15 protein-coding genes are annotated in these 19,111 nt (G+C 69.9%); 14 read left to right on the top strand and 1 reads right to left on the bottom strand.

The features are described 5' to 3' along the window. The first annotated feature begins 31 nt into the window (after positions 1 to 31). From A6048_RS12685 to A6048_RS12670, 4 genes are all read left to right on the top strand, one after another. On the top strand, positions 32 to 1,207 hold the full coding sequence (locus A6048_RS12685; protein ID WP_107746232.1) for an acyl-CoA dehydrogenase family protein: 1,176 nt from the start codon (positions 32 to 34) through the stop codon (positions 1,205 to 1,207). 3 nt (positions 1,208 to 1,210) lie between these two features. Then, entirely contained in the window at positions 1,211 to 2,107 is an 897-nt protein-coding gene (gene mmsB / locus A6048_RS12680; RefSeq protein WP_107746234.1) for a 3-hydroxyisobutyrate dehydrogenase, read from the top strand. A gap of 25 nt (positions 2,108 to 2,132) precedes the next feature. Next, positions 2,133 to 2,993: a LuxR C-terminal-related transcriptional regulator gene (locus tag A6048_RS12675; RefSeq protein ID WP_107746236.1), complete on the top strand. Its 861-nt coding sequence runs from the start codon at positions 2,133 to 2,135 to the stop codon at positions 2,991 to 2,993. Between the two features lie 239 nt (positions 2,994 to 3,232). Continuing rightward, entirely contained in the window at positions 3,233 to 4,711 is a 1,479-nt protein-coding gene (locus A6048_RS12670) for an MFS transporter (RefSeq protein WP_107746238.1), read from the top strand. A gap of 233 nt (positions 4,712 to 4,944) precedes the next feature. On the opposite strand, the gene A6048_RS12665 is transcribed toward A6048_RS12670, so the two are convergent. After that, positions 4,945 to 5,451 carry a MarR family winged helix-turn-helix transcriptional regulator gene (locus A6048_RS12665; protein ID WP_107746240.1) on the bottom strand — a complete coding sequence of 169 codons (507 nt, stop codon included), beginning with the start codon at positions 5,449 to 5,451 and terminating at the stop codon, positions 4,945 to 4,947. 262 nt (positions 5,452 to 5,713) lie between these two features. On the opposite strand from A6048_RS12665, the gene A6048_RS12660 reads away from it, so the two are divergent. From A6048_RS12660 to A6048_RS12610, 10 genes are all read left to right on the top strand, one after another. Next, positions 5,714 to 7,114, top strand: coding sequence for an acyclic terpene utilization AtuA family protein (locus tag A6048_RS12660; RefSeq protein ID WP_107746242.1), 1,401 nt, complete (start codon positions 5,714 to 5,716; stop codon positions 7,112 to 7,114). A gap of 131 nt (positions 7,115 to 7,245) precedes the next feature. Then, positions 7,246 to 7,947 carry a hypothetical protein gene (locus A6048_RS12655; protein ID WP_107746244.1) on the top strand — a complete coding sequence of 234 codons (702 nt, stop codon included), beginning with the start codon at positions 7,246 to 7,248 and terminating at the stop codon, positions 7,945 to 7,947. A 376-nt stretch (positions 7,948 to 8,323) separates the two neighbouring features. Further along, on the top strand, positions 8,324 to 9,145 hold the full coding sequence (locus tag A6048_RS12645; RefSeq protein WP_107746246.1) for a TIGR03084 family metal-binding protein: 822 nt from the start codon (positions 8,324 to 8,326) through the stop codon (positions 9,143 to 9,145). Continuing rightward, a complete protein-coding gene (locus A6048_RS12640; protein ID WP_107746248.1) occupies positions 9,142 to 10,986 on the top strand; it encodes an acyclic terpene utilization AtuA family protein in 1,845 nt (614 codons plus the stop codon). Before A6048_RS12645 ends, A6048_RS12640 begins: the two co-directional genes overlap by 4 nt. Positions 10,987 to 11,087: 101 nt before the next feature. Further along, positions 11,088 to 12,209, top strand: a complete 1,122-nt coding sequence (locus A6048_RS12635) for an acyl-CoA dehydrogenase family protein (protein ID WP_235027488.1) — start codon at positions 11,088 to 11,090, stop codon at positions 12,207 to 12,209. Further along, positions 12,206 to 13,804 (top strand): acyl-CoA carboxylase subunit beta, encoded by a 1,599-nt coding sequence (locus tag A6048_RS12630; RefSeq protein ID WP_107746250.1) that lies wholly within the window; start codon positions 12,206 to 12,208, stop codon positions 13,802 to 13,804. The genes A6048_RS12635 and A6048_RS12630 overlap by 4 nt, the downstream gene beginning before the upstream one ends. A gap of 11 nt (positions 13,805 to 13,815) precedes the next feature. Next, positions 13,816 to 15,891 (top strand): ATP-binding protein, encoded by a 2,076-nt coding sequence (locus A6048_RS12625; RefSeq protein WP_107746252.1) that lies wholly within the window; start codon positions 13,816 to 13,818, stop codon positions 15,889 to 15,891. 5 nt (positions 15,892 to 15,896) lie between these two features. Then, complete coding sequence (locus A6048_RS12620) at positions 15,897 to 17,078, top strand: acyl-CoA dehydrogenase family protein (RefSeq protein ID WP_107746254.1); 1,182 nt, start codon at positions 15,897 to 15,899, stop codon at positions 17,076 to 17,078. Between the two features lie 25 nt (positions 17,079 to 17,103). Beyond that, complete coding sequence (locus tag A6048_RS12615; protein WP_235027487.1) at positions 17,104 to 17,901, top strand: enoyl-CoA hydratase family protein; 798 nt, start codon at positions 17,104 to 17,106, stop codon at positions 17,899 to 17,901. A gap of 66 nt (positions 17,902 to 17,967) precedes the next feature. Next, positions 17,968 to 19,101, top strand: a complete 1,134-nt coding sequence (locus tag A6048_RS12610; protein ID WP_107746256.1) for an NDMA-dependent alcohol dehydrogenase — start codon at positions 17,968 to 17,970, stop codon at positions 19,099 to 19,101. Positions 19,102 to 19,111: the final 10 nt, after the last annotated feature.

Here is a 19,111-nt window from a genome sequence, read left to right as displayed (position 1 = left end):
GGAACCGCCGAACCGTGGGAGAGGAACCCCGATGTTCACCCTTGATGACGACGACAAGGTCATCGTCGACACCGCCTACGACTTCTCGGTCAAGCGGATCGCGCCCAAGGCACAGGAGTGGGACGCGACCCACCACTTCCCCAAGGACGTCCTCCGCGAGGCGGCCGAGATGGGGATGGGCGCCATCTACATCTCGGAGGACGTCGGGGGCAGCGGGATGCGACGCCTGGACGGTGTCCGGATCTTCGAGCAGCTCGCCCGCGGTTGCCCGTCGGTGGCCGCGTACCTGTCCATCCACAACATGTGCGTGTGGATGGTCGACGAGTTCGGCACCGACGAGCAGCGTCACGAGTGGATCCCACGAATGGCATCCCTGGAGCTGTTCGCGAGCTACTGCCTGACCGAGCCGGGCGCCGGTTCGGACGCGGCGGCGCTTCGGACGAAGGCGGTGAAGGAGGGCGAGGGCGAGACCGCCGAGTACGTCCTCACCGGCACCAAGCAGTTCATCTCCGGCGGCGGACAGTCGGACGTCTACGTGGTGATGGCGCGCACCGGTGAGGCCGGACCCAAGGGGATCTCGGCCTTCCTCGTCCCGGCGGATGCCGAGGGCCTGAGCTTCGGGCCGGACGAGCAGAAGATGGGCTGGAACGCCCAGCCCACCGCACAGGTGATCATGGAGGGCGTGCGCGTCCCGGCCGCGAACCTCATCGGTGGCGCCGACACCGGTGGTGAGGGCCTGGGGTTCACCATCGCGATGCGGGGACTCAACGGCGGGCGCATCAACATCGCCGCCTGTTCTCTGGGCGGCGCGCAGGACGCGTACACGCGGGCCGTCGCCCACGTGCGGGACCGGGAGGCCTTCGGCGGTGCGTTGATCGACGAGCCGACCATCCGCTTCACCCTCGCCGAGATGGCCACGGAGTTGGAGGCGAGCCGGCTCATGCTGTGGCGGGCCGCGGCCGCCCTGGACGCCAAGGAGCCGGATCACGTGGAGCAGTGCGCCATGGCGAAACTCTTCGTCACCGACCACTGCTACGACATCGCCGACCGGGCGTTGCAGCTCTTCGGCGGGTACGGGTATCTGGCCGAGTACGGAATAGAGAAGATCGTGCGAGATCTCCGGGTGCACCGCATCCTGGAGGGGACGAACGAGATCATGCGCGTCGTCGTCGGCCGGGCCGTCGCCGCGCGCGGACTGGGAGCGTAGGACATGGACAACCGATCGCAGACCGTGGCATTTCTCGGGTTGGGCAACATGGGTGGACCCATGGCCGCCAACCTGGTCGGCGCCGGACTGAACGTCAGAGGCTTCGACCCGGTCGCGGCGGCACAGGACGCGGCCCGCACCGCGGGGATCACCGTGTGTGACTCGCCCGCCGAGGCGGTCCGGGGTGCCGGGGTGGTCATCACGATGCTGCCCAACGGCGCGCTCGTGACGTCGACCTACGACGACGTCCTGGGCGAGGCGGAGGAGGGGACGTTGTTCATCGACTCCTCCACCATCTCGGTCGACGACGCCCGCGCGGTGCACTCCAAAGCCGTGGCCGCCGGGATGCTGCAGGTCGACGCGCCCGTCTCGGGCGGCGTCAAGGGGGCGACCGCCGGCACGCTGGCGTTCATGGTCGGCGGCGAGGACGAGGCGTTCGCGGCCGCGCAGCCCGTGCTCGAACCGATGGCGGGCAAGGTCATCCACTGTGGCGGCGCCGGGGCCGGCCAGGCCGCCAAGGTCTGCAACAACATGGTGCTGGCCGTGCACCAGATCGCGATCGCCGAGGCGTTCGTGCTCGCCGAGGGGCTGGGGCTCGATCACCAGGCCCTGTTCGACGTGGTCACCGGCGCCACCGGCAACAGCTGGGCGCTGCACACCAACTGCCCGGTCCCCGGTCCGGTTCCCACCTCTCCCGCCAACAACGACTTCACGCCCGGCTTCGCCACGGCTCTCATGAACAAGGACCTCGGGCTCGCGCTCGCGGCCCTGGAGAGCACTGGTACGGTCGCTCCGCTCGGCGCGGCAGCGGCGGCCCTGTACGACGAGTTCGCGCAGGACAACGGTGGCAAGGACTTCAGCGCCATCATCACCAGCATCCGCGATTCCTCGCGGGGCTGACATCCTCCACTCTCGGGAGACCACCATGTCCACCCTCCGGCCCAAGGACTCGGACGCTGTTCTCAGTGCCCTACGCAAGGTCCGCAACGACACCGGGTTACCGACGGTCTTCGCCGGGGAAGCCGACGGCGAGACGGCCAGGCTGACACGATTCATCGGCGTCAGAACGGATTCGATGCAGGGGCTCGCCGTGGCCAAGGGGCGGGGGCTCGGCGGACACGTCATGGCGTCCGGTCGCCCGGCGACGGTACGCGACTACGAGGACTGCTCGAACATCACGCGCGACTACGCCGTGGCGGTAGAGCGTGAGGGCCTGAGGGCGATCATCTCGGTCCCCGTCATGGTCTCGGGGGTGGCGCGGACGATCCTCTACGGTTCCGCCCGCGTCGCCACCCAGCTCGGAGACCAGGTGACCAAGACGTTCTCCTCCGTCGCGGCCGAGCTGGCCTCGGAGTTCCAGGTCCGGGACGAGGTGGACCGTCGACTCCGCATGGCCGATCTCGCCGCGGCCGAACACTGTGGGGGACTCGAGTCCACCGACCGGGAGCAGCTCCGGGTACTCCACGGCGAGCTGAGGGCGATCGCCGCCGAACTGGGTGATCCCGCACTACGGGAACGGTTGTTGGCGGCCGGCTCCGCACTGGCGGGGGTCGGCAGGGAGGTCGGGGACCCCTCGTCGGTCCGGACCCAGTCCGTTCTCTCTCCCAGGGAGATCGACGTGCTCGCACAGGTGGCGCTCGGATGCTCCAACGCGGAGGTCGGGGCGCGACTGTCGCTCTCACCCGAGACGATCAAGGCGTACCTGCGCAATATCGGTACCAAGCTCGGGACCCGGTCGCGGATGGAATCCGTCGCCCGCGCCCGGCTCCTCGGCGTCCTGCCCTGACATCCCTGCTCCTCCGCGACCGGCGTCCCGCGCACCACCCTCACGAGGGAGGTGCGCGGGACGCCTTTCGTGCCACAGGCGCAGCTGGTAGTGGGCTACCTCACCCTGCATCCACTTTCGGGTGTATCGGGTGTGGCCGTCATCACATACTGTCTTGTTCAATCGGCGCTGACGCGTCGGCGATCACCCGCCTCGCCGGAGGTCCGATACCCGGCGAACCTGACACGACTGGAGTTGTCTTGACGCAGTCCAGAAACACCCCGCCGGGGGACGCAGCCCCGCAGTCCCCCTCTAATGCGCCGGTCAAGCCGAAGACCTCGCTGAAGAAGGTCGCCGCAGCGTCCTCCATCGGTACCACGATCGAGTGGTACGACTTCTTCATCTACGGTACGGCCGCCGCGCTGGTCTTCCCCGCCCTGTTCTTCCCCGACCAGAACCCCGCGACGGCGACGCTGTCCTCGTTCGCCACCTTCGCCGTGGCGTTCTTCGCCCGGCCCGTCGGAGCGGCGATCTTCGGCCACTTCGGCGACCGCATCGGCCGCAAGAACACGCTCGTGTGGACGCTCATCATCATGGGCATCGCGACCGTCTTCATCGGCCTCCTGCCCGGCTACAACACCGGTGCGTTCGGCGTCTTCGAGGGCGGCATCGGTATCTGGGCGCCGACCCTGCTGGTGGTGTGCCGCTTCTTCCAGGGCTTCGCGGTCGGCGGCGAGTGGGCCGGCGCGACACTGCTCACTGCCGAGTACGCACCCGAGGGCAAGCGCGGCATGATGGCCATGTGGCCGCAGCTGGGCGTGGCCTTCGCGTTCTTCCTCTCCTCCGGTACCTTCCTCGTCTTCTCGCTCGTCGCCGGTGGTGGAGCCGACCTCGACAGCCCCTTCATGCAGTACGGCTGGCGTATCCCGTTCCTGCTCTCCGCGGTCCTCGTCCTGGTCGGACTGTGGATCCGCCTCACCGTCGAGGAGACCCCGGTCTTCCGTCAGACCCAGGAGCGGGAGGCCAAGGAGGCCGCCGCGACCGCGGCTGCGGACAAGGCCGCGAACAGGGTCACGGCCCCCAGGACGCTGCCGTTCGCCGATGCTCTGCGCTACCAGTGGAAGGAGATCCTCATCGCAGGTGGCGCGCTCACCTCGCTGTTCTCCCTCTTCTACATGGGTACCTCGTTCCTCACGAACTACGCCACCGCCACCCTCGGACACTCGCGCCCGTTCGTCCTCGCCATGGGCATGATCGCCGCGCTGATCTTCGGTGCTGCCATCGCGTTGTCGGCGATGTACTCGGACAAGATCGGCCGGAGGAAGGTCATCGGCACCTCGGTCGGCCTGGCCATCCCGTGGACGCTGTTCGTCTTCCCGATCCTCGACACCGGGTCCACCTTCGCGTTCGGTGTGGTCCTGTTCGTCACGCTGATCATCTTCGGTATCGCCTACGGCCCGGCCGGCGCGCTGCTGCCCGAGCTGTTCCAGGCCCGCTACCGCTACACCGGTGCCGGACTCGGCTACAACCTCGCCGGCATCCTCGGTGGTGCGCTGCCGCCACTGGCCGCCGCCGCGATGATCGGTGCCGGCAACACCTTCGGGGTCGGCCTGATGCTCTCCGCGCTGTCCATCATGTCGATGGTCTGCATCTTCCTCATGACGGAGTCGAGCAAGAACGTCATCCACGCCGATGCCGAGCCGGACGACTCCCGACTCATCGCCACCGAGATGCCGTGACCACAGGTCTGACGACCCTCGTCTGAGACCTACGACACGGATCCACCCAAGAGCAGCCGCGCCCGGCCCCACCCGAGAGGGGGCCGGGCGCGGTGTCGTGTCCCGGGTCCGAACGCACCGACCCCACCGGGCCCGGTCGGCCCAGATGGGACCCTCTGCCTGGTGCGCTGGTGCGCTGGTGCGCTGGCGCGGGGCGGGGTGTCAGCAGGTCGAGGGCGCTGCGGCTCCGGCCGTCAGAAGTCGCCGGCGGTCTGCCGAAGCGACGAGATCGCCTCGATCAGCGCCAACTGCTCGGACTCGTCCATCCCCGGGTCGGAGAACACCCCGGCGTTGAGCGCGGCGGTCGCCTCGGAGACCACACGCCTGCCCTCGGCGGTGATCTCCACCAGGGTCGTGCGGCCGTCGGTCGGGTGGGGGCGCCGCTCGACGAGTCCGGCGTCCAGGAGGCGCTTCATGGCGCTGGTGACGCTGGTGACGTGGACCTGCAGTCGCTCGGAGGCCTTGGTGATGGGCAGCGAGCCGGACCGGGAGAACGCCAGCAATCGGAGCAGTTCGTAGCGGGGGAACGACAGGTTCCACGGCCGCAGTGTCTCCTCCACCCGCGCCAACAGGATCTGGTGCGCGCGCATGACCGACGTCACCACGGTCATCCCCTGAGCCGCGTCGGTCCATCCCTCACGCTCCCAGTTGGCGCGGGCCTGGTCGATGCGGTCGGGGATCGGGGCGGTCCTGGGGGGCACGGCTCACTCCTGGAGGACACGGCGGGCGTCTGATCAGGTGAGTCTATCGGTATTGCCCCCGCGAATCCGGGACGACCGGCGGACTGCCCGGCACCCCGCCGAGCGTTGCTGCACGATCACCTCCACCGCGACGAGGCCCGCCCGGACCCCCGTGACTCTCCGCCTATGCTCGGGAGACGTTCGTGTTCCACATCCGCCTCCCCGCGACGGGGAGCATGCTGGGGTAGGCGAACGACCCGATCGACAAGGAGCCGCAGGATCGATGACGAGCACCCAGAGCCCGCTGCGTATCGGCAACGTCTCCGCCTCGCGGACGGACCGCGCCACCGCGACCGCCGAGTTCCTCGCGGCCGCGTCCCTGGATGTACTCGCGCTGGACATGCTCTCGGACGAGGCGATGCTGGAACTCGCCGAGCAGCGCGCGGAGGGCGGGCCGGGCCACGAGCGCGCGCTCCTCGTCCAACTGGGGGAGTGCCTCGAGCTCATCGGTACGGGGGGCGTGCGGATCGTCACCAACGCCGGTGCCCTCGATCCGGGTGGGTTGGCCGAGGCCCTGCGTGCCATGGCCGCCGACGCGGGTGTCAGGTTGTCCGTGGCATCGGTGGACTCCGGTGACGTGACGGATCGCGCCGTCGAGTTGGGACTCGGAGAGGCCGACGTCGCCACGGTGCGGCACGGTGCGTTCGGGATCGCGCGGGCCCTCGGGGCGGGCGCGAACGTCGTCGTCACCGGTCGGGTCAGTCGCGAGGCGCTGGTCACGGGCGCGGCGGCGGCCCATCACGGCTGGACCCCGTCGGCCCTTGACGCGCTCGCCGGTTCCGTGGCGGTGGGGCACGTGCTCTCCGGGGGCCCGGGCGCGACGGGCGTCGTGGACTCGTCGACCGACGTCACCCGGAGCACGGACCCGGTGTCCGGCGGCTACCCGATCGCGGAGATCGCGGCCGACGGGTCCGCAGTCGTCACCCGCCACCCCTCGGCGTTCGGATCCGTCACCGTCGGTACCGTCACCGATCAGCTTCTCGACGGGGTCGCGGGTGCGCGGTACGCGGCTCCCGACGTGGTCCTGCGGCTGGACTCCGTCCGCCTCGCCCAGGAGGGCACGGACCGGGTCCGGATCAGCGGGGCCCGGGGAGAGCCCGCACCGCCGGTCGTGGCGTCGGTGGCCATGACGAGGGGGCCCGAGCGACCCCGACGGGTCGCCCGCCCCCTGGCGCAGGCGGAGGCCGGCCACACCGTGGTGCTCCCCGGCGGTGAACGGGTCGCGGTGCCTGTCCCCCTGGAGACCGCGGACATCGGTCCCGGTGAGCTCCCCACCCCCTGGTCGCCGGGTGCCGTTCCCGGTGGGGCGCCGGTGATGTCCGTGCTGGGCTCGGTCGCCAGCGTGCGTCGTGGCGTGGTCGGCCGCGGGGTGAACATCGCGGTGTGGACCTGGGACGACTCCGCGTTCGCGTGGCTGGCCGGGGCGCTCACGATCGACCGTTTCCGCGAACTGCTGCCCGCCCTGGAATGCATGGAGACGCACCGCTATCTGCTGCCCAACCTCCGGGCGGTCAACCTCGTCGCCCGGCCCCCGCGGGGCGCGACGCTCGACACCGGGCTCGGGGCCGACCTCGCCTCCGTTCGCCTGGGAATCCCCGGTGAGCTCCTCGAGTTCGGCCCGTGAGTCGGGGGCAGGAAGAAATGGAGCGAACGTAGGACAGACCGGGGCGCCTCGGCTGCATAGCGTCGGTGGCGACCGTTCACCGTCCGGGCCCGCCGGACGCACGACCAGTGCGGTCGTCCTCAGGAGTCCGCATGACACGTTCGATCATCACAAGAGTCCCTCTCGTCGCGCTCGCCTCGTTGCTGGCCGTGGCCGCAGGCGCGGTGCCGGCCGCGACCGCCCAGACCGAGTCGCCTTCCAGTGCTGAGCTCAGCAGCGACGTCGGGGAGGCCGCCGGAAGCGTGCAGGAGTTGGAAGCCATCATCGAGGGGATGAACCCCGGTGCGCGCGGAGCGCTGGACAACGGGTCCCTCGCCAACCTCAACGAGTTGATCTTCGACATCCGCAGCGGGGAGATCTTCGATGTGTTCCGGGTGCTGCAGGGGATCCCCGGGGGCTCGCAGGACATCATGACCCTCGCCGATCGGGCCTCGAGAGGCGAAGTGGGGTGGGACCGTGTCCTCGCTGCGACCCAGGTGGTCCTGGCGCCGGTCACGCCGTGCAACACCTTCACCAACTCCGGACGTAAGGGGATCTTCACCAACAGGCACGAGATCGGTCGCAGTGGCGGCGGCCGTGTCCTGCTGCGGCTGGAGACCTACTACGTCCCGGACTACGTCGAGGTGGCCTACGACGGCGACGTCCTGTGGTCGACTCCCGGTTACGTGGGAACCAACGGCGACTGGAACGTCTGGATCGACGTGCCCCCCGGGGTATCGACATCGATGACCGTGAAGGTCGACGCCCCGCGGAACGGCACCGAGTGGAACTACACCCTGGGTTGTCCGGTCTGATCGCGCGGGCCCGGGCGGCTCACCTCCTCCCGCGCAGCTCCACTTCCCAGGTCTCGCCCGTCGCGGTGTGCGGGATGGAGTGGGCGGTCACAAGGGACACGTTCGCTCCTCCGGACTTGACGACGTCTCCAACGCGGTCGGCAAACCACATCATGTCGTCCCGGTTGGATTGGTCCCGGGTCGCCCGAGTGCAGGTGGCCGCCCACAAAGGCCTCGGCGTTTGCCTCCGGGCTGGTTCCGGTAACACTCCGTGACGGTGGAGCCGCGGTAGGCGATCCCGCCGCCCTCGTCGGACTCCAGAAACCGATCTCTGCCCGGCCCGCAGAAGCAAGCAAGCATGCTTGCTTTATTTGAGGCGGGGTGGGAGTCTGTTGCCATGCAGACGAACACCCAGCCCTCGGCGACGGAGGATCCACACGCGGTCCTGGCCGCGCTCAGTGCCCGACTTGACGACCTCGTCGAGACCGCCGGTCCCGACGTCTGGAACCTGGACACCCCGGCCGAGGGCTGGGACGTGGGAATGCAGATCGCGCATCTGGCCTGGACCGACGAGGTCTCCGTCACCGCCGTCAACGACCCGGACGCCTTCCAGGGCGTGGTGGAGACGGCCATGGCCGACCCGACCGGGTTCGTCGACGCCGGTGCCGCCGAGATCGCCGCCACCGGCCGCGACGAGGTGCTGGCCCGGTGGCGACTGGCACGGGGAGAACTCGCGGACGCGCTCAAGGCCGCCGATCCCGGGGACCAGGTCCCGTGGTTCGGTCCGCCGATGCGACCCAAGTCCATGACGACCGCCCGGATCATGGAGACCTGGGCACACGGCATCGACGTCGCCGACGCCGTGGGGGTCGCTCTGGACTCCGATCCGGCCTTCGTCTCGGCGCTTCCGCACGTGGCCCGCCTGGGCTTCAAGACCCGGGGCTTCGCGTACCTGATGAACGGTCTCGAGGCCCCGACCTCGGAGGTCCACGTCGCACTCACCCTGGCCGACGGCAGTGTTCTCGAGTTCGGTCCGGCCGACGCCGAGCAGCGTGTCACCGGCCCGGTCCTGGATTTCTGCCTGCTGGTCACCCAGCGGGTCCACCGCGCCGACACCGCCCTCGAGGCGGTCGGCGACGACGCGGAGGAGTGGCTGCGGATCGCCCAGGCCTTCGCGGGACTACCCGGCGGCGGCCGCGAGGAAGGGGCCCGAGCATGACCGGGAAGAACCTCGCCGCGCCACTGCGCGTGGGAAACATGTCAGGTTTCTACGGCGACCGTATCTCCGCGATGCGCGAGATGCTCGAGGGCGGCCAACTCGACGTCCTCACCGGCGACTACCTCGCCGAGCTCACCATGCTCATCCTCGGCCGTGACCGGATGAAGAACGCCGACCTCGGATACGCCAAGACCTTCCTGCGTCAGCTCGAGGACTGCCTCGGGCTGGCACTGGATAAGAACGTCACGATCGTGGCGAACGCGGGCGGGCTGAACCCCGCCGGGCTGGCCGACGCGATCCGCGAGCTCGCCGGCCGACTGGGACTGTCGCCGAAGGTCGCGCACGTCGAGGGCGATGACCTCATCGCGCGAGTCGGCGAGCTGTCCATCCCGGCCGATGCCGGTTTCCCGGTCACCGCCAACGCCTACCTCGGGGCCTTCGGGATCGCCCGCTGCCTCGACGCCGGCGCCGACATCGTCGTCACCGGTCGCGTCACCGACGCCTCGGTGATCGTCGGCCCCGCGATCAGCCACTTCGGGTGGTCCCGGACCGACCTCGACGCCCTCGCCGGCGCCACTGCCGCGGGGCACGTCATCGAGTGCGGTACCCAGGCCACAGGCGGCAACTACTCGTTCTTCAACCGGGGCGAGATCACCGACCCCGTCGCACCCGGTTTCCCGATCGCCGAGATCTCGTCCGACGGCACCTCGGTGATCACCAAGCACGCCGGGACCGGGGGAGCGGTCACGGTCGGCACCGTCACCTCCCAGCTCCTCTACGAGGTCACCGGCGCCCGCTACGGCGGCCCCGACGTCGTCACCCGCCTGGACACCGCTCTGGTCGAGCAAGAGGGCCCGGACCGCGTCCGGATCTCCGGCGTGCGCGGGGAGACCGCCCCCACCACCACCAAGGTGTCGGTCACATGCCTCGGCGGCTTCCGCAACGAGCTGACGTTCCTGCTCACCGGCCTGGACATCGAGGACAAGGCCTCGCTGGTCGAGCGACAGTTCCTGGCCGGACTCGAGACCCGTCCGGCGCAGATCGACTTCCGTCTGCAGCGCACCGACCACCCCGACGCCGACACGCAGGCCGCCGCCACCGCGATGCTGACCATCGTGGCGTGGGACCCGGACAAGGACGTGGTGGGTCGCTCGTTCACCGACGCCGCGGTGGCGATGACCCTGTCCAGTTACCCGGGTGCCACACCCAGTGCTCCTCCCGGACGCGGGGGCCCGTACGGCGTGTACATCCCCGCCTACCTCGCGCAGGGCGAGATCCCGCACGTCGCGGTGCTGCCCGACGGGACCCGGGTGGACATCGCGCCGCCGGAGACCATGGAGGAGATGGGCGACGGTCACGCCTCAGACGGGCTCGACGCCGAAGGCGCACCGCTACCCCCGTCCGCCCCGTCGACCGGGTCCGCCACGCCTGCCGTCACCACCACCCGCCGGCCGCTGGGAGACGTGCTCGGCGCCCGCTCGGGCGACAAGGGCGGCAACGCCAACATCGGGCTGTGGGCCGGCGACGCGGAGGCCTACCGCTGGATGCGCGACACCCTCACCGTCGAGGAGTTGCGCCGTCTGCTCCCGGAGACCGCAGACCTCCCGGTCGAGCGGTACGAGCTCCCCCGCATCAATGCCGTGAACTTCGTCGTGGAGGGACTGCTCGGGAAGGGCGTCGCCCACGGCTACCGCTGGGACCCGCAGGCCAAGGGCCTCGCGGAGTGGCTGCGCTCCCGTGTCGTCGACATCCCCGACCACATCACCGCCCCCGTCCCCGCCGCCCCAGTACCCGCCGCTTCGGCACCCACCGCACCGGCCCCCGCAGAGGAGAACGCGTGACCATCCCGCGCAGTACCGCCCCCGCCGTCCCACGCAGATCCGCCCCCGCCGTCCCACCCCATGTACCGGGTGATCCCTGGTACTCCGAGGAGAGTCTCGCCCTGCGCGAGACCACCACCCGCTTCGCGGAGCGCGAGATCCTGCCCCACCAGGACGAGTGGGAGGCCGCCGGCGTCCTACCCCGCGAGCTGCACGCCAAGGCCGGCGAACTGGGCCTGCTCGGGGTCTCGTTCCCGGAGGAGGTCGGTGGCGGGGGCGGCGACATGCGCGACTCCCTCATCGTGTGTGAGGCCCTCCACGAGGCCGGAGTCTCCGGCGGCGTGTTCGCCTCGCTGTTCACCTGCGGTATCGCCACCCCGCACCTGGCGCAGTCCGGCCGAGCCGACCAGATCGAGCGCTGGGTCAAACCCACACTCGCCGGTGATCTGATCGGCTCCCTGGCCATCACGGAACCCGGCGGCGGCTCCGACGTCGGGCGCCTCACCACCACGGCCCGCCGGGACGGCGACCACTACGTCGTCAACGGCGCCAAGACCTACATCACCTCCGGCACCCGCGCCGACTTCGTGGTGACCGCCGTGCGCACCGGTGGCGACGAGCTCAGGGGTGCAGCGGGCGTGAGCCTGCTCGTCATCCCCACCGACACACCCGGTTTCCACCGCTCGGCCCCGCTGGAGAAGCTGGGCTGGCGCGCGTCGGACACCGCCGAGCTGACCTTCGCCGACTGCCGCGTGCCGGTGGAGAACCTCGTCGGCGCCGAGCACGACGGGTTCGCCCAGATCGCCATCGGTTTCGTGGGCGAACGCGCCGCGCTGGCCGCCCAGGGCTACTCACACGCCCAGCGGTGCCTCGACCTCACCCTGGACTGGGTGCGCGAACGCGAGACCTTCGGTCGCCCCCTGCTGTCCCGCCAGGCCGTGCAGAACACCGTCACCGAGATGGCCCGACGCATCGACGTCGCCCGCACCTACACGCACCGTTGTGTGGACCTGGCCGCTGCCGGCCACGACGCGATCGCCGAGGTCTGCTTTGCCAAGAACACCGCCGTCGAGTGCGCGGAATGGGTCGCGAACGAAGCACTCCAGCTCTTCGGAGGGCTCGGCTACATGGCCGAGTCCGAGGTGAGCCGCCAGTTCCGCGATGTCCGCCTCCTGGGCATCGGCGGAGGAACCACCGAGATCCTGACCACCCTCGCCGGACGACGTTTGGGGTACACCGCATGACAATCCTGCGTTCCACGCTCGACACCACCAGCGCCGAGTTCGGCGCCGCGAAAGAGGCCATGGAGGCCAAGCTGGACCAGCTGACCTCCGACCTCGAACCGGCGCTGGCCGGCGGCGGCGAGCGCAAGGTCGCCCGCCACCGGGAGCGCGGCAAGTTCACCGCCCGCGAGCGGATCGACATGATCCTCGACCGGGAATCCCCGTTCCTCGAACTGTGTGCCCTCGCGGCGTGGGGCTCCGACTTCCAGACCGGCGCCTCCGTGGTCGCCGGGATCGGTGTGGTCGAGGGCGTCGAATGCCTGGTCATCGCCAACGACCCCACCGTCAAGGGCGGCACGTCCAACCCGTGGACGCTGCGCAAGATCCTCCGGCTCAACGACGTGGCCAGCAAGAACCGGCTCCCGGTGATCAGCCTCGTCGAATCCGGTGGCGCCGACCTGCCCACGCAGAAGGAGGTGTTCGTCCCCGGTGGCGCGCTCTTCCGTGACCTCACGCGCCTGTCCAAGGCCGGCATCCCCACCATCGCCGTGGTCTACGGCAACTCCACCGCCGGCGGCGCGTACGTGCCGGGTATGAGCGACCACGTGGTGATGATCGAGGAGCGCTCGAAGGTGTTCCTCGCCGGACCGCCGCTGGTCAAGGCCGCCACCGGAGAGATCGCCGACGAGGAGACCCTCGGTGGCGCCGACATGCACGCACGCGTCTCGGGGCTCGCGGACCACTACGCCCTCGACGAGGCCGACGCCGCCCGCATCACGCGGGGCATCGTCCGCCGGTTGAACTGGTCCAAGGAGGGGCGCACCCCGCGCGCAGAGGTGATCGAGCCGCTGTACGGCAACGAGGACCTGCTCGGCATCGTCCCGGAGGATCTCAAGATCCCCTTCGACCCGCGCGAGATCATCGCCCGGATCGTGGACGGCTCCGACTTCGACGAGTTCAAGCCCCTGTACGGCGCGAGTCTGGTGACCGGATGGGCCGAGATCCACGGCTACCCGGTGGGCATCATCGCCAACTCCCGCGGCGTGCTGTTCAGCGCGGAGGCGCAGAAGGCCACCCAGTTCATCGAGCTGGCCAACCGCTACGACACCCCGCTCGTGTTCATGCACAACACCACCGGCTACATGGTGGGGTCCGAGTACGAGCGCGGCGGCATCATCAAGCACGGCGCGATGATGATCAACGCGGTCTCCAACTCCGAGGTCCCGCACCTGTCGCTGATCACCGCCGCCTCCTACGGCGCCGGCCACTACGGGATGTGCGGCCGCGCCTTCGACCCGCGGTTCCTCTACACCTGGCCCAGCTCCAAATCCGCCGTCATGGGGGCCCAGCAGCTCGCCGACGTGGTGACATCCGTGGCCGCGGCGGCCTCCGCCGCACGCGGCGAGGAGATGACCCAGGACACGATCGACGGTCTCAAGACGATGATCTCCGACCAGATCGAGAAGGAGTCATTGCCGGCGTTCCTGTCCGGGATGCTCTACGACGACGGAGTCATCGACCCCCGCGACACCCGGACGGTGCTGGGCCTCAGCCTGTCCGCGATCCACTCCGGAGAAGTCGCCGGAACCGACCGCTTCGGCGTCTTCCGGATGTGAGGAACAACACCATGCAGAATTCACCGACCCCAGCTCCCATTACTTCGGTCCTGGTGGCCAACCGGGGCGAGATCGCCCGCCGTGTCCACCGCACCGCCCGCGCTCTCGGCATGACCACAGTCGCCGTCTATTCCGACGCCGACGCCGACGCGCCGCACACCCGCGAGGCCGACGCGGCCGTCCGACTCCCGGGAAACACCCCAGGGGAGACCTACCTCCGCGGGGACCTGGTCATCGAGGCCGCGAAGGCCGCCGGAGCCGACGCCATCCACCCCGGTTACGGCTTCCTGTCCGAGAACGCCGGGTTCGCCCGTGCCGTGATCGACGCCGGGCTCACCTGGGTCGGCCCGCCGGTCGAGTCCATCGAATCCATGGGCTCCAAGATCGAGGCCAAGAAGATGATGGCCGAGGCGGGCGTTCCCATGCTCACCGACCTCGAGCCCTCCGACGTCACCGAGGACATCCTCCCGGTGCTGGTCAAGGCCTCCGCCGGTGGCGGCGGTCGCGGCATGCGCGTAGTCCGCACGCTGGACTCGCTACACGACGAGATCAGAGCCGCTCAGCGCGAGGCCAAGTCCGCGTTCGGTGACGACGCGGTGTTCTGCGAGCGGTACCTCGAGCGTGGGCGCCACATCGAGGTCCAGATCATGGCCGACGCCCACGGCACCGTCTGGGCGGTGGGCGAGCGCGAGTGCTCGATCCAGCGTCGCCACCAGAAGGTCATCGAGGAGGCCCCGAGCCCGCTCGTCGAGCGGACCCCGGGGATGCGGGAGAAGCTGTACTCCGCAGCCCGGGACGCCGCGGCCGCGATCGGGTACACCGGTGCCGGCACGGTCGAGTTCCTGGCGACCGACGACGGCGAGTTCTTCTTCCTCGAGATGAACACCCGTCTCCAGGTGGAGCATCCGGTCACCGAGGCCACCACCGGTCTGGACCTGGTCGCACTGCAGCTCGACGTGGCCGCGGGCCTGCCCCTGCCGTCCGCCGAGCCCCCGGACTCCCACGGCTGGTCCTTCGAGGCCCGTCTCTACGCCGAGGACCCGGCCAACGACTACACGCCGGGGTCCGGGACGCTGTGGGCGCTCGACGTCCCCGGCGTCTCCTCCCGATTCGAGGGCCCGCACCGGCCAGGCATCCGGCTGGACAGCGGTGTCGAACCCGGGCCCGAGGGCGCGCTGATCGGCGTCCACTACGACCCGATGCTCGCCAAGGTCATCTCCTACGGCCGCACCCGCTCCGAGGCCTGCGCCTCGCTCGCCGGTGCCCTCGGCCGGGCGAAGGTCCACGGTCTGACGACCAACCGCGCCCAGCTGGTCCGCGTGCTGCGGCACCCGGAGTTCATCGCCGGCAACCTGTCCACCGCGTTCCTCGATGACCACGGGGCCGAGGCGCTCGCCGCCCCGCTGGCCGACAACGAGGCCACGGCGATCTCGGCCCTGGCCGCCGCGATCGTGTCGGGGACCGCCGACCACGCCGCCGGCCCGGTGGCGCTGGCCCAGGCCGGGTTCCGCAACGTCGGGCGCACGCTCCAGCGGCGGACCTACCGGGTCGGCGAGGACGAGGTGGAGGTGGCCTACATCCGCGACCGCTCCGGCGCCCGCGCGGACGGCGATCTCTCCGAGGTCGTCCGCGTCCAGCAGGTCCGCGCCGACGCCGTCGACGTCGAGGTCAGGGGAGTGCGTCGCACCTTCAGCGTGGCCCGGTACGAGGTGGTCGGCTCGGACACCGTCGTCGAGGTGGACTCACCACTCGGACCGGTCTCACTCATCGAACCGCCCCGGTACACCGATCCCGGCGCGGAGGTCGCGGCGGGTTCGCTGCTCGCCCCCATGCCGGGCGCGATCATCCGCGTGGCCGTCTCCGTCGGGGACACGGTCACCGCCGGACAGCCGCTGCTGTGGATGGAGGCCATGAAGATGGAACACACCATCTCCGCCGCTGTCGACGGCATCGTCACGGAGCTGCCCGTCGAGGTCGGCACCCAGGTCGAGACCGGGACCATCCTCGCCGTCGTCTCCGATCCCGACAGCGCCGATCCCGACAGCACTTACCCCGGCAGCACCGACACCACCACCCCCCAGGAGTGACCACGATGACCGACATCTCCCAGATCCCCAACCCCGTCGTCGACACCGAGGAGCAGAAGGCACTACGCAAGGTCGCCTTCGACCTCGGCTCGCGATACGGCATGGAGTACATGCGCGAGAAGTCCGACGCCGGTGAGACCACCGACGAACTGTGGACCGAGGCGGGCAAGCTCGGGCTGCTCGGGGTCAACCTCCCCGAGGAGTACGGCGGCGGCGGGGCCGGAATGACCGAACTCGCGATGGTCGAGGAGGAGCTCTCCGCCGCGGGTGCCGGGCTGCTCATGATGGTGGTCTCGCCCGCCATCAACGGCACGATCATCTCGCGCTTCGGGACCGAGGAGCAGAAGAAGCGCTGGCTGCCGGGCCTGGCCTCGGGTGAGATCATCACGTCGTTCGCCATCACGGAACCGGACGCCGGGTCCAACTCCCACGCCATCACCACCACCGCACGCCGGGACGGCTCCGACTTCCTGCTCAGCGGTCAGAAGACCTACATCTCCGGCGTCGACCAGGCCGACGCGATCCTCGTGGTGGCCCGGCTCGAGGGCGCCGCGAGCGGGAAGCTCCAGCCGGCGCTGTTCATGGTGCCCACCGACGCCCCGGGGCTCGAGCGCACCCACATCCCCACCGAGGTGCGCACGCCCGAGCGGCAGTTCCAGCTGTACTTCGACGACGTGCGGTTGCCCGCCGACGCGCTGATCGGTGACGGTGACACCGCACTGCTCATGCTCTTCGCGGGCCTCAACCCCGAGCGCATCATGGCCTCCGGGATGGCGATCGGTTCCGCCCGCTACGCGATGGACAAGGCCACCAAGTACGCGAACGAGCGCACCGTGTGGAAGACCCCGATCGGCGCCCACCAGGGGATCGCCCATCCCCTCGCCCAGTGCAAGATCGAGCTCGAACTGGCCCGGCTCATGATGCGCAAGGCCGCGGCGCTCGTCGACGCCGGCCTGGACGACCTCGCCGGCGAGGCCGCCAACATGGCCAAGTACGCCTCCGGCGAGGTGTCCGCCCGCACCGTCGACCAGGCCATCCAGACCCTCGGCGGCAACGGACTGTCGGTGGAATACGGCCTCGCCGGCATGCTCGCCGCGTCGCGCCTGCCCCGTATCGCCCCGGTGAGCCGGGAGATGATCCTCAACTACGTGGCCCAGCACTCGCTCGGGCTGCCGAGGAGCTACTGAGGTGGCCGCGGTGGGTGATCAGGGCGTGAGTGATCAGACCCTGGTGCGCTATGAGGTCTCCGGAGGCGCCGCGCGCGTGACGCTGGACTCGCAGCACAACCGCAACGCCATCTCGACCGCGCTGGTGGAGCAGCTGCACGCGGCGCTCGACCGGGCGGCCACGGACGACGGCGCCCGTGTGGTGGTCCTCGGTCACGCCGGCGGGACGTTCTGTGCCGGAGCCGACCTGTCCGAGGCCTCCGCGGCCGGAGCCGACCAGACCAGCCCGGAGGACCAGGCCGCCGAGCGGACCCGAATCTTCCTCGGACTGCTCCGGGCGATCATCTCGCACCCCAAACCGGTGATAGCGGCCGTCGACGGCCACGTCCGCGCCGGCGGGATGGGACTGGTGGCCGCCTGCGACTTCGCCCTCGCCGGACCGACGTCGACCTTCGCGCTCACCGAGGTCCGACTCGGTCTGGCGGCGGCCATGATCTCGGTTCCGCTGGCGGCGAGGGTCAACTCGCGAGACCTCGCCCGGGCCCTGCTGACAGGGGAGAAGTTCGACTCGACGCACGCCCGGCGGATCGGCCTGCTGTCCGAGGCCGTCGACGAACTCGACACCGCGGTCGACGAGTTGGTCGCCGCGTTCCGGCCCTGCTCACCGCAGGGGTTGGCGGAGAACAAGGCGCTGATGGCGGGGCCGATGCTGGCTGATCTCGACGCCCGTGGAGACGAACTGGCCGGGGTGACCGCCCGCCTGTTCACCACCCCCGAGGTGGCCGAGGGGATGACCGCATTTCTTGAACGCCGACCGCCCTCCTGGGCGTCGCCGGACGCGTAGCGTATGCGATGTCGTTGATGTGTGACCGTCACCACATCGCCAGCTTTCGAATCGAGAGGTAACACCATGCGCACCAGAGCCGCCATCATCCGTGAACCCAAGCAGGACGGGTGGGAGATCGTCGACGTAGAGCTCGGCGACCCGGTGGCAGGGGAGGTCCAGGTGAAGCTCGCCGCCTCGGGACTCTGCCACTCGGACGAGCACCTGCTCACCGGGGACCTGCAGTTCGAGACCTACCCGATCATGGGCGGGCACGAGGGAGCCGGTGTGGTGACCAAGGTCGGCGAGGGCGTCACGGGTATCGAGGAGGGCGATCACGTCGTGCTGGCCTTCATCCCGGCCTGCGGGACCTGCCCGCCCTGTTCAGAGGGACTCCAGAACCTCTGCGACAACGGCGCCGGCCTGCTGAGTGGCCGCGCGATCACCGACGACTCCTACCGGGTCCACACGGCCGACGGTGAACCCGTCGCGACCATGTGCTGTCTGGGGACCTTCTCCCCGTACGTCACCGTCCACCAGTCCTCGGTGGTCAAGATCGAGAAGGACATCCCCCTGGACAAGGCCGCCCTGCTCGGTTGCGGGGTCTGCACGGGATGGGGTTCGGCCACCGAGATCGGTCAGGCGAAGGAGGGCGACGTCGTCGTGGTGGTCGGCGTCGGCGGTATCGGCATCAACTCGGTGCAGGGCGCAGCCGCGGCCGGTGCGCGCGTGATCGTTGCCGTGGACCCGGTGGAGTTCAAGCGCGAGAAGGCCGTGGAGTTCGGGGCCACGCACACGTGTGCCTCGATGGATGACGCCATGGCCCTGGTGGGGGAGCTCAGCTGGGGACGCATGGCCGACCTGGTCCTGCTAACCATGGGTGAGGTCCACGGCGAGCACCTGCTGCCCGGTCTCTCCCTGACGGGCAAGGGGCGGCGTTGCGTGGTGGTCGGGCTCGGGGACATGATGGCCGTCGACGCCCAGATCTCGATCCTCGACCTGGCGATGCAGCAGAAGACCCTGCAGGGCGCCATCTTCGGCGGTGTCGGGCCCCGCAAGCAGATCCCGCACCTGCTGCACCAGTACCGGGCAGGCAACCTCAAGCTCGACGAGTTGGTCACCAAGACGTACCGGCTCGACGAGATCAACCAGGGGTACCAGGACATGCGCGACGGCAAGAACATCCGCGGTGTGATCATCTACGACGAGCAGGACTGGTAGCAGGAGGAAG

Source organism: Dietzia psychralcaliphila (assembly GCF_003096095.1).
Classification (GTDB): Bacteria; Actinomycetota; Actinomycetes; order Mycobacteriales; family Mycobacteriaceae; genus Dietzia; species Dietzia psychralcaliphila.
Note: the sequence above shows the minus strand (reverse complement) of the source record. Positions and strands in the feature narration are given on the sequence as shown.

Coding starts and splice junctions, on each gene's coding strand:
- A6048_RS12685 (WP_107746232.1), top strand. CDS start 32: ATGTTCACCCTTGATGACGACGACAAGGTCATCGTCGACACCGCCTAC.
- A6048_RS12640 (WP_107746248.1), top strand. CDS start 9,142: ATGACCGGGAAGAACCTCGCCGCGCCACTGCGCGTGGGAAACATGTCA.
- A6048_RS12620 (WP_107746254.1), top strand. CDS start 15,897: ATGACCGACATCTCCCAGATCCCCAACCCCGTCGTCGACACCGAGGAG.
- A6048_RS12630 (WP_107746250.1), top strand. CDS start 12,206: ATGACAATCCTGCGTTCCACGCTCGACACCACCAGCGCCGAGTTCGGC.
- A6048_RS12660 (WP_107746242.1), top strand. CDS start 5,714: ATGACGAGCACCCAGAGCCCGCTGCGTATCGGCAACGTCTCCGCCTCG.
- A6048_RS12610 (WP_107746256.1), top strand. CDS start 17,968: ATGCGCACCAGAGCCGCCATCATCCGTGAACCCAAGCAGGACGGGTGG.
- A6048_RS12655 (WP_107746244.1), top strand. CDS start 7,246: ATGACACGTTCGATCATCACAAGAGTCCCTCTCGTCGCGCTCGCCTCG.
- A6048_RS12645 (WP_107746246.1), top strand. CDS start 8,324: ATGCAGACGAACACCCAGCCCTCGGCGACGGAGGATCCACACGCGGTC.
- A6048_RS12625 (WP_107746252.1), top strand. CDS start 13,816: ATGCAGAATTCACCGACCCCAGCTCCCATTACTTCGGTCCTGGTGGCC.
- mmsB (WP_107746234.1), top strand. CDS start 1,211: ATGGACAACCGATCGCAGACCGTGGCATTTCTCGGGTTGGGCAACATG.
- A6048_RS12675 (WP_107746236.1), top strand. CDS start 2,133: ATGTCCACCCTCCGGCCCAAGGACTCGGACGCTGTTCTCAGTGCCCTA.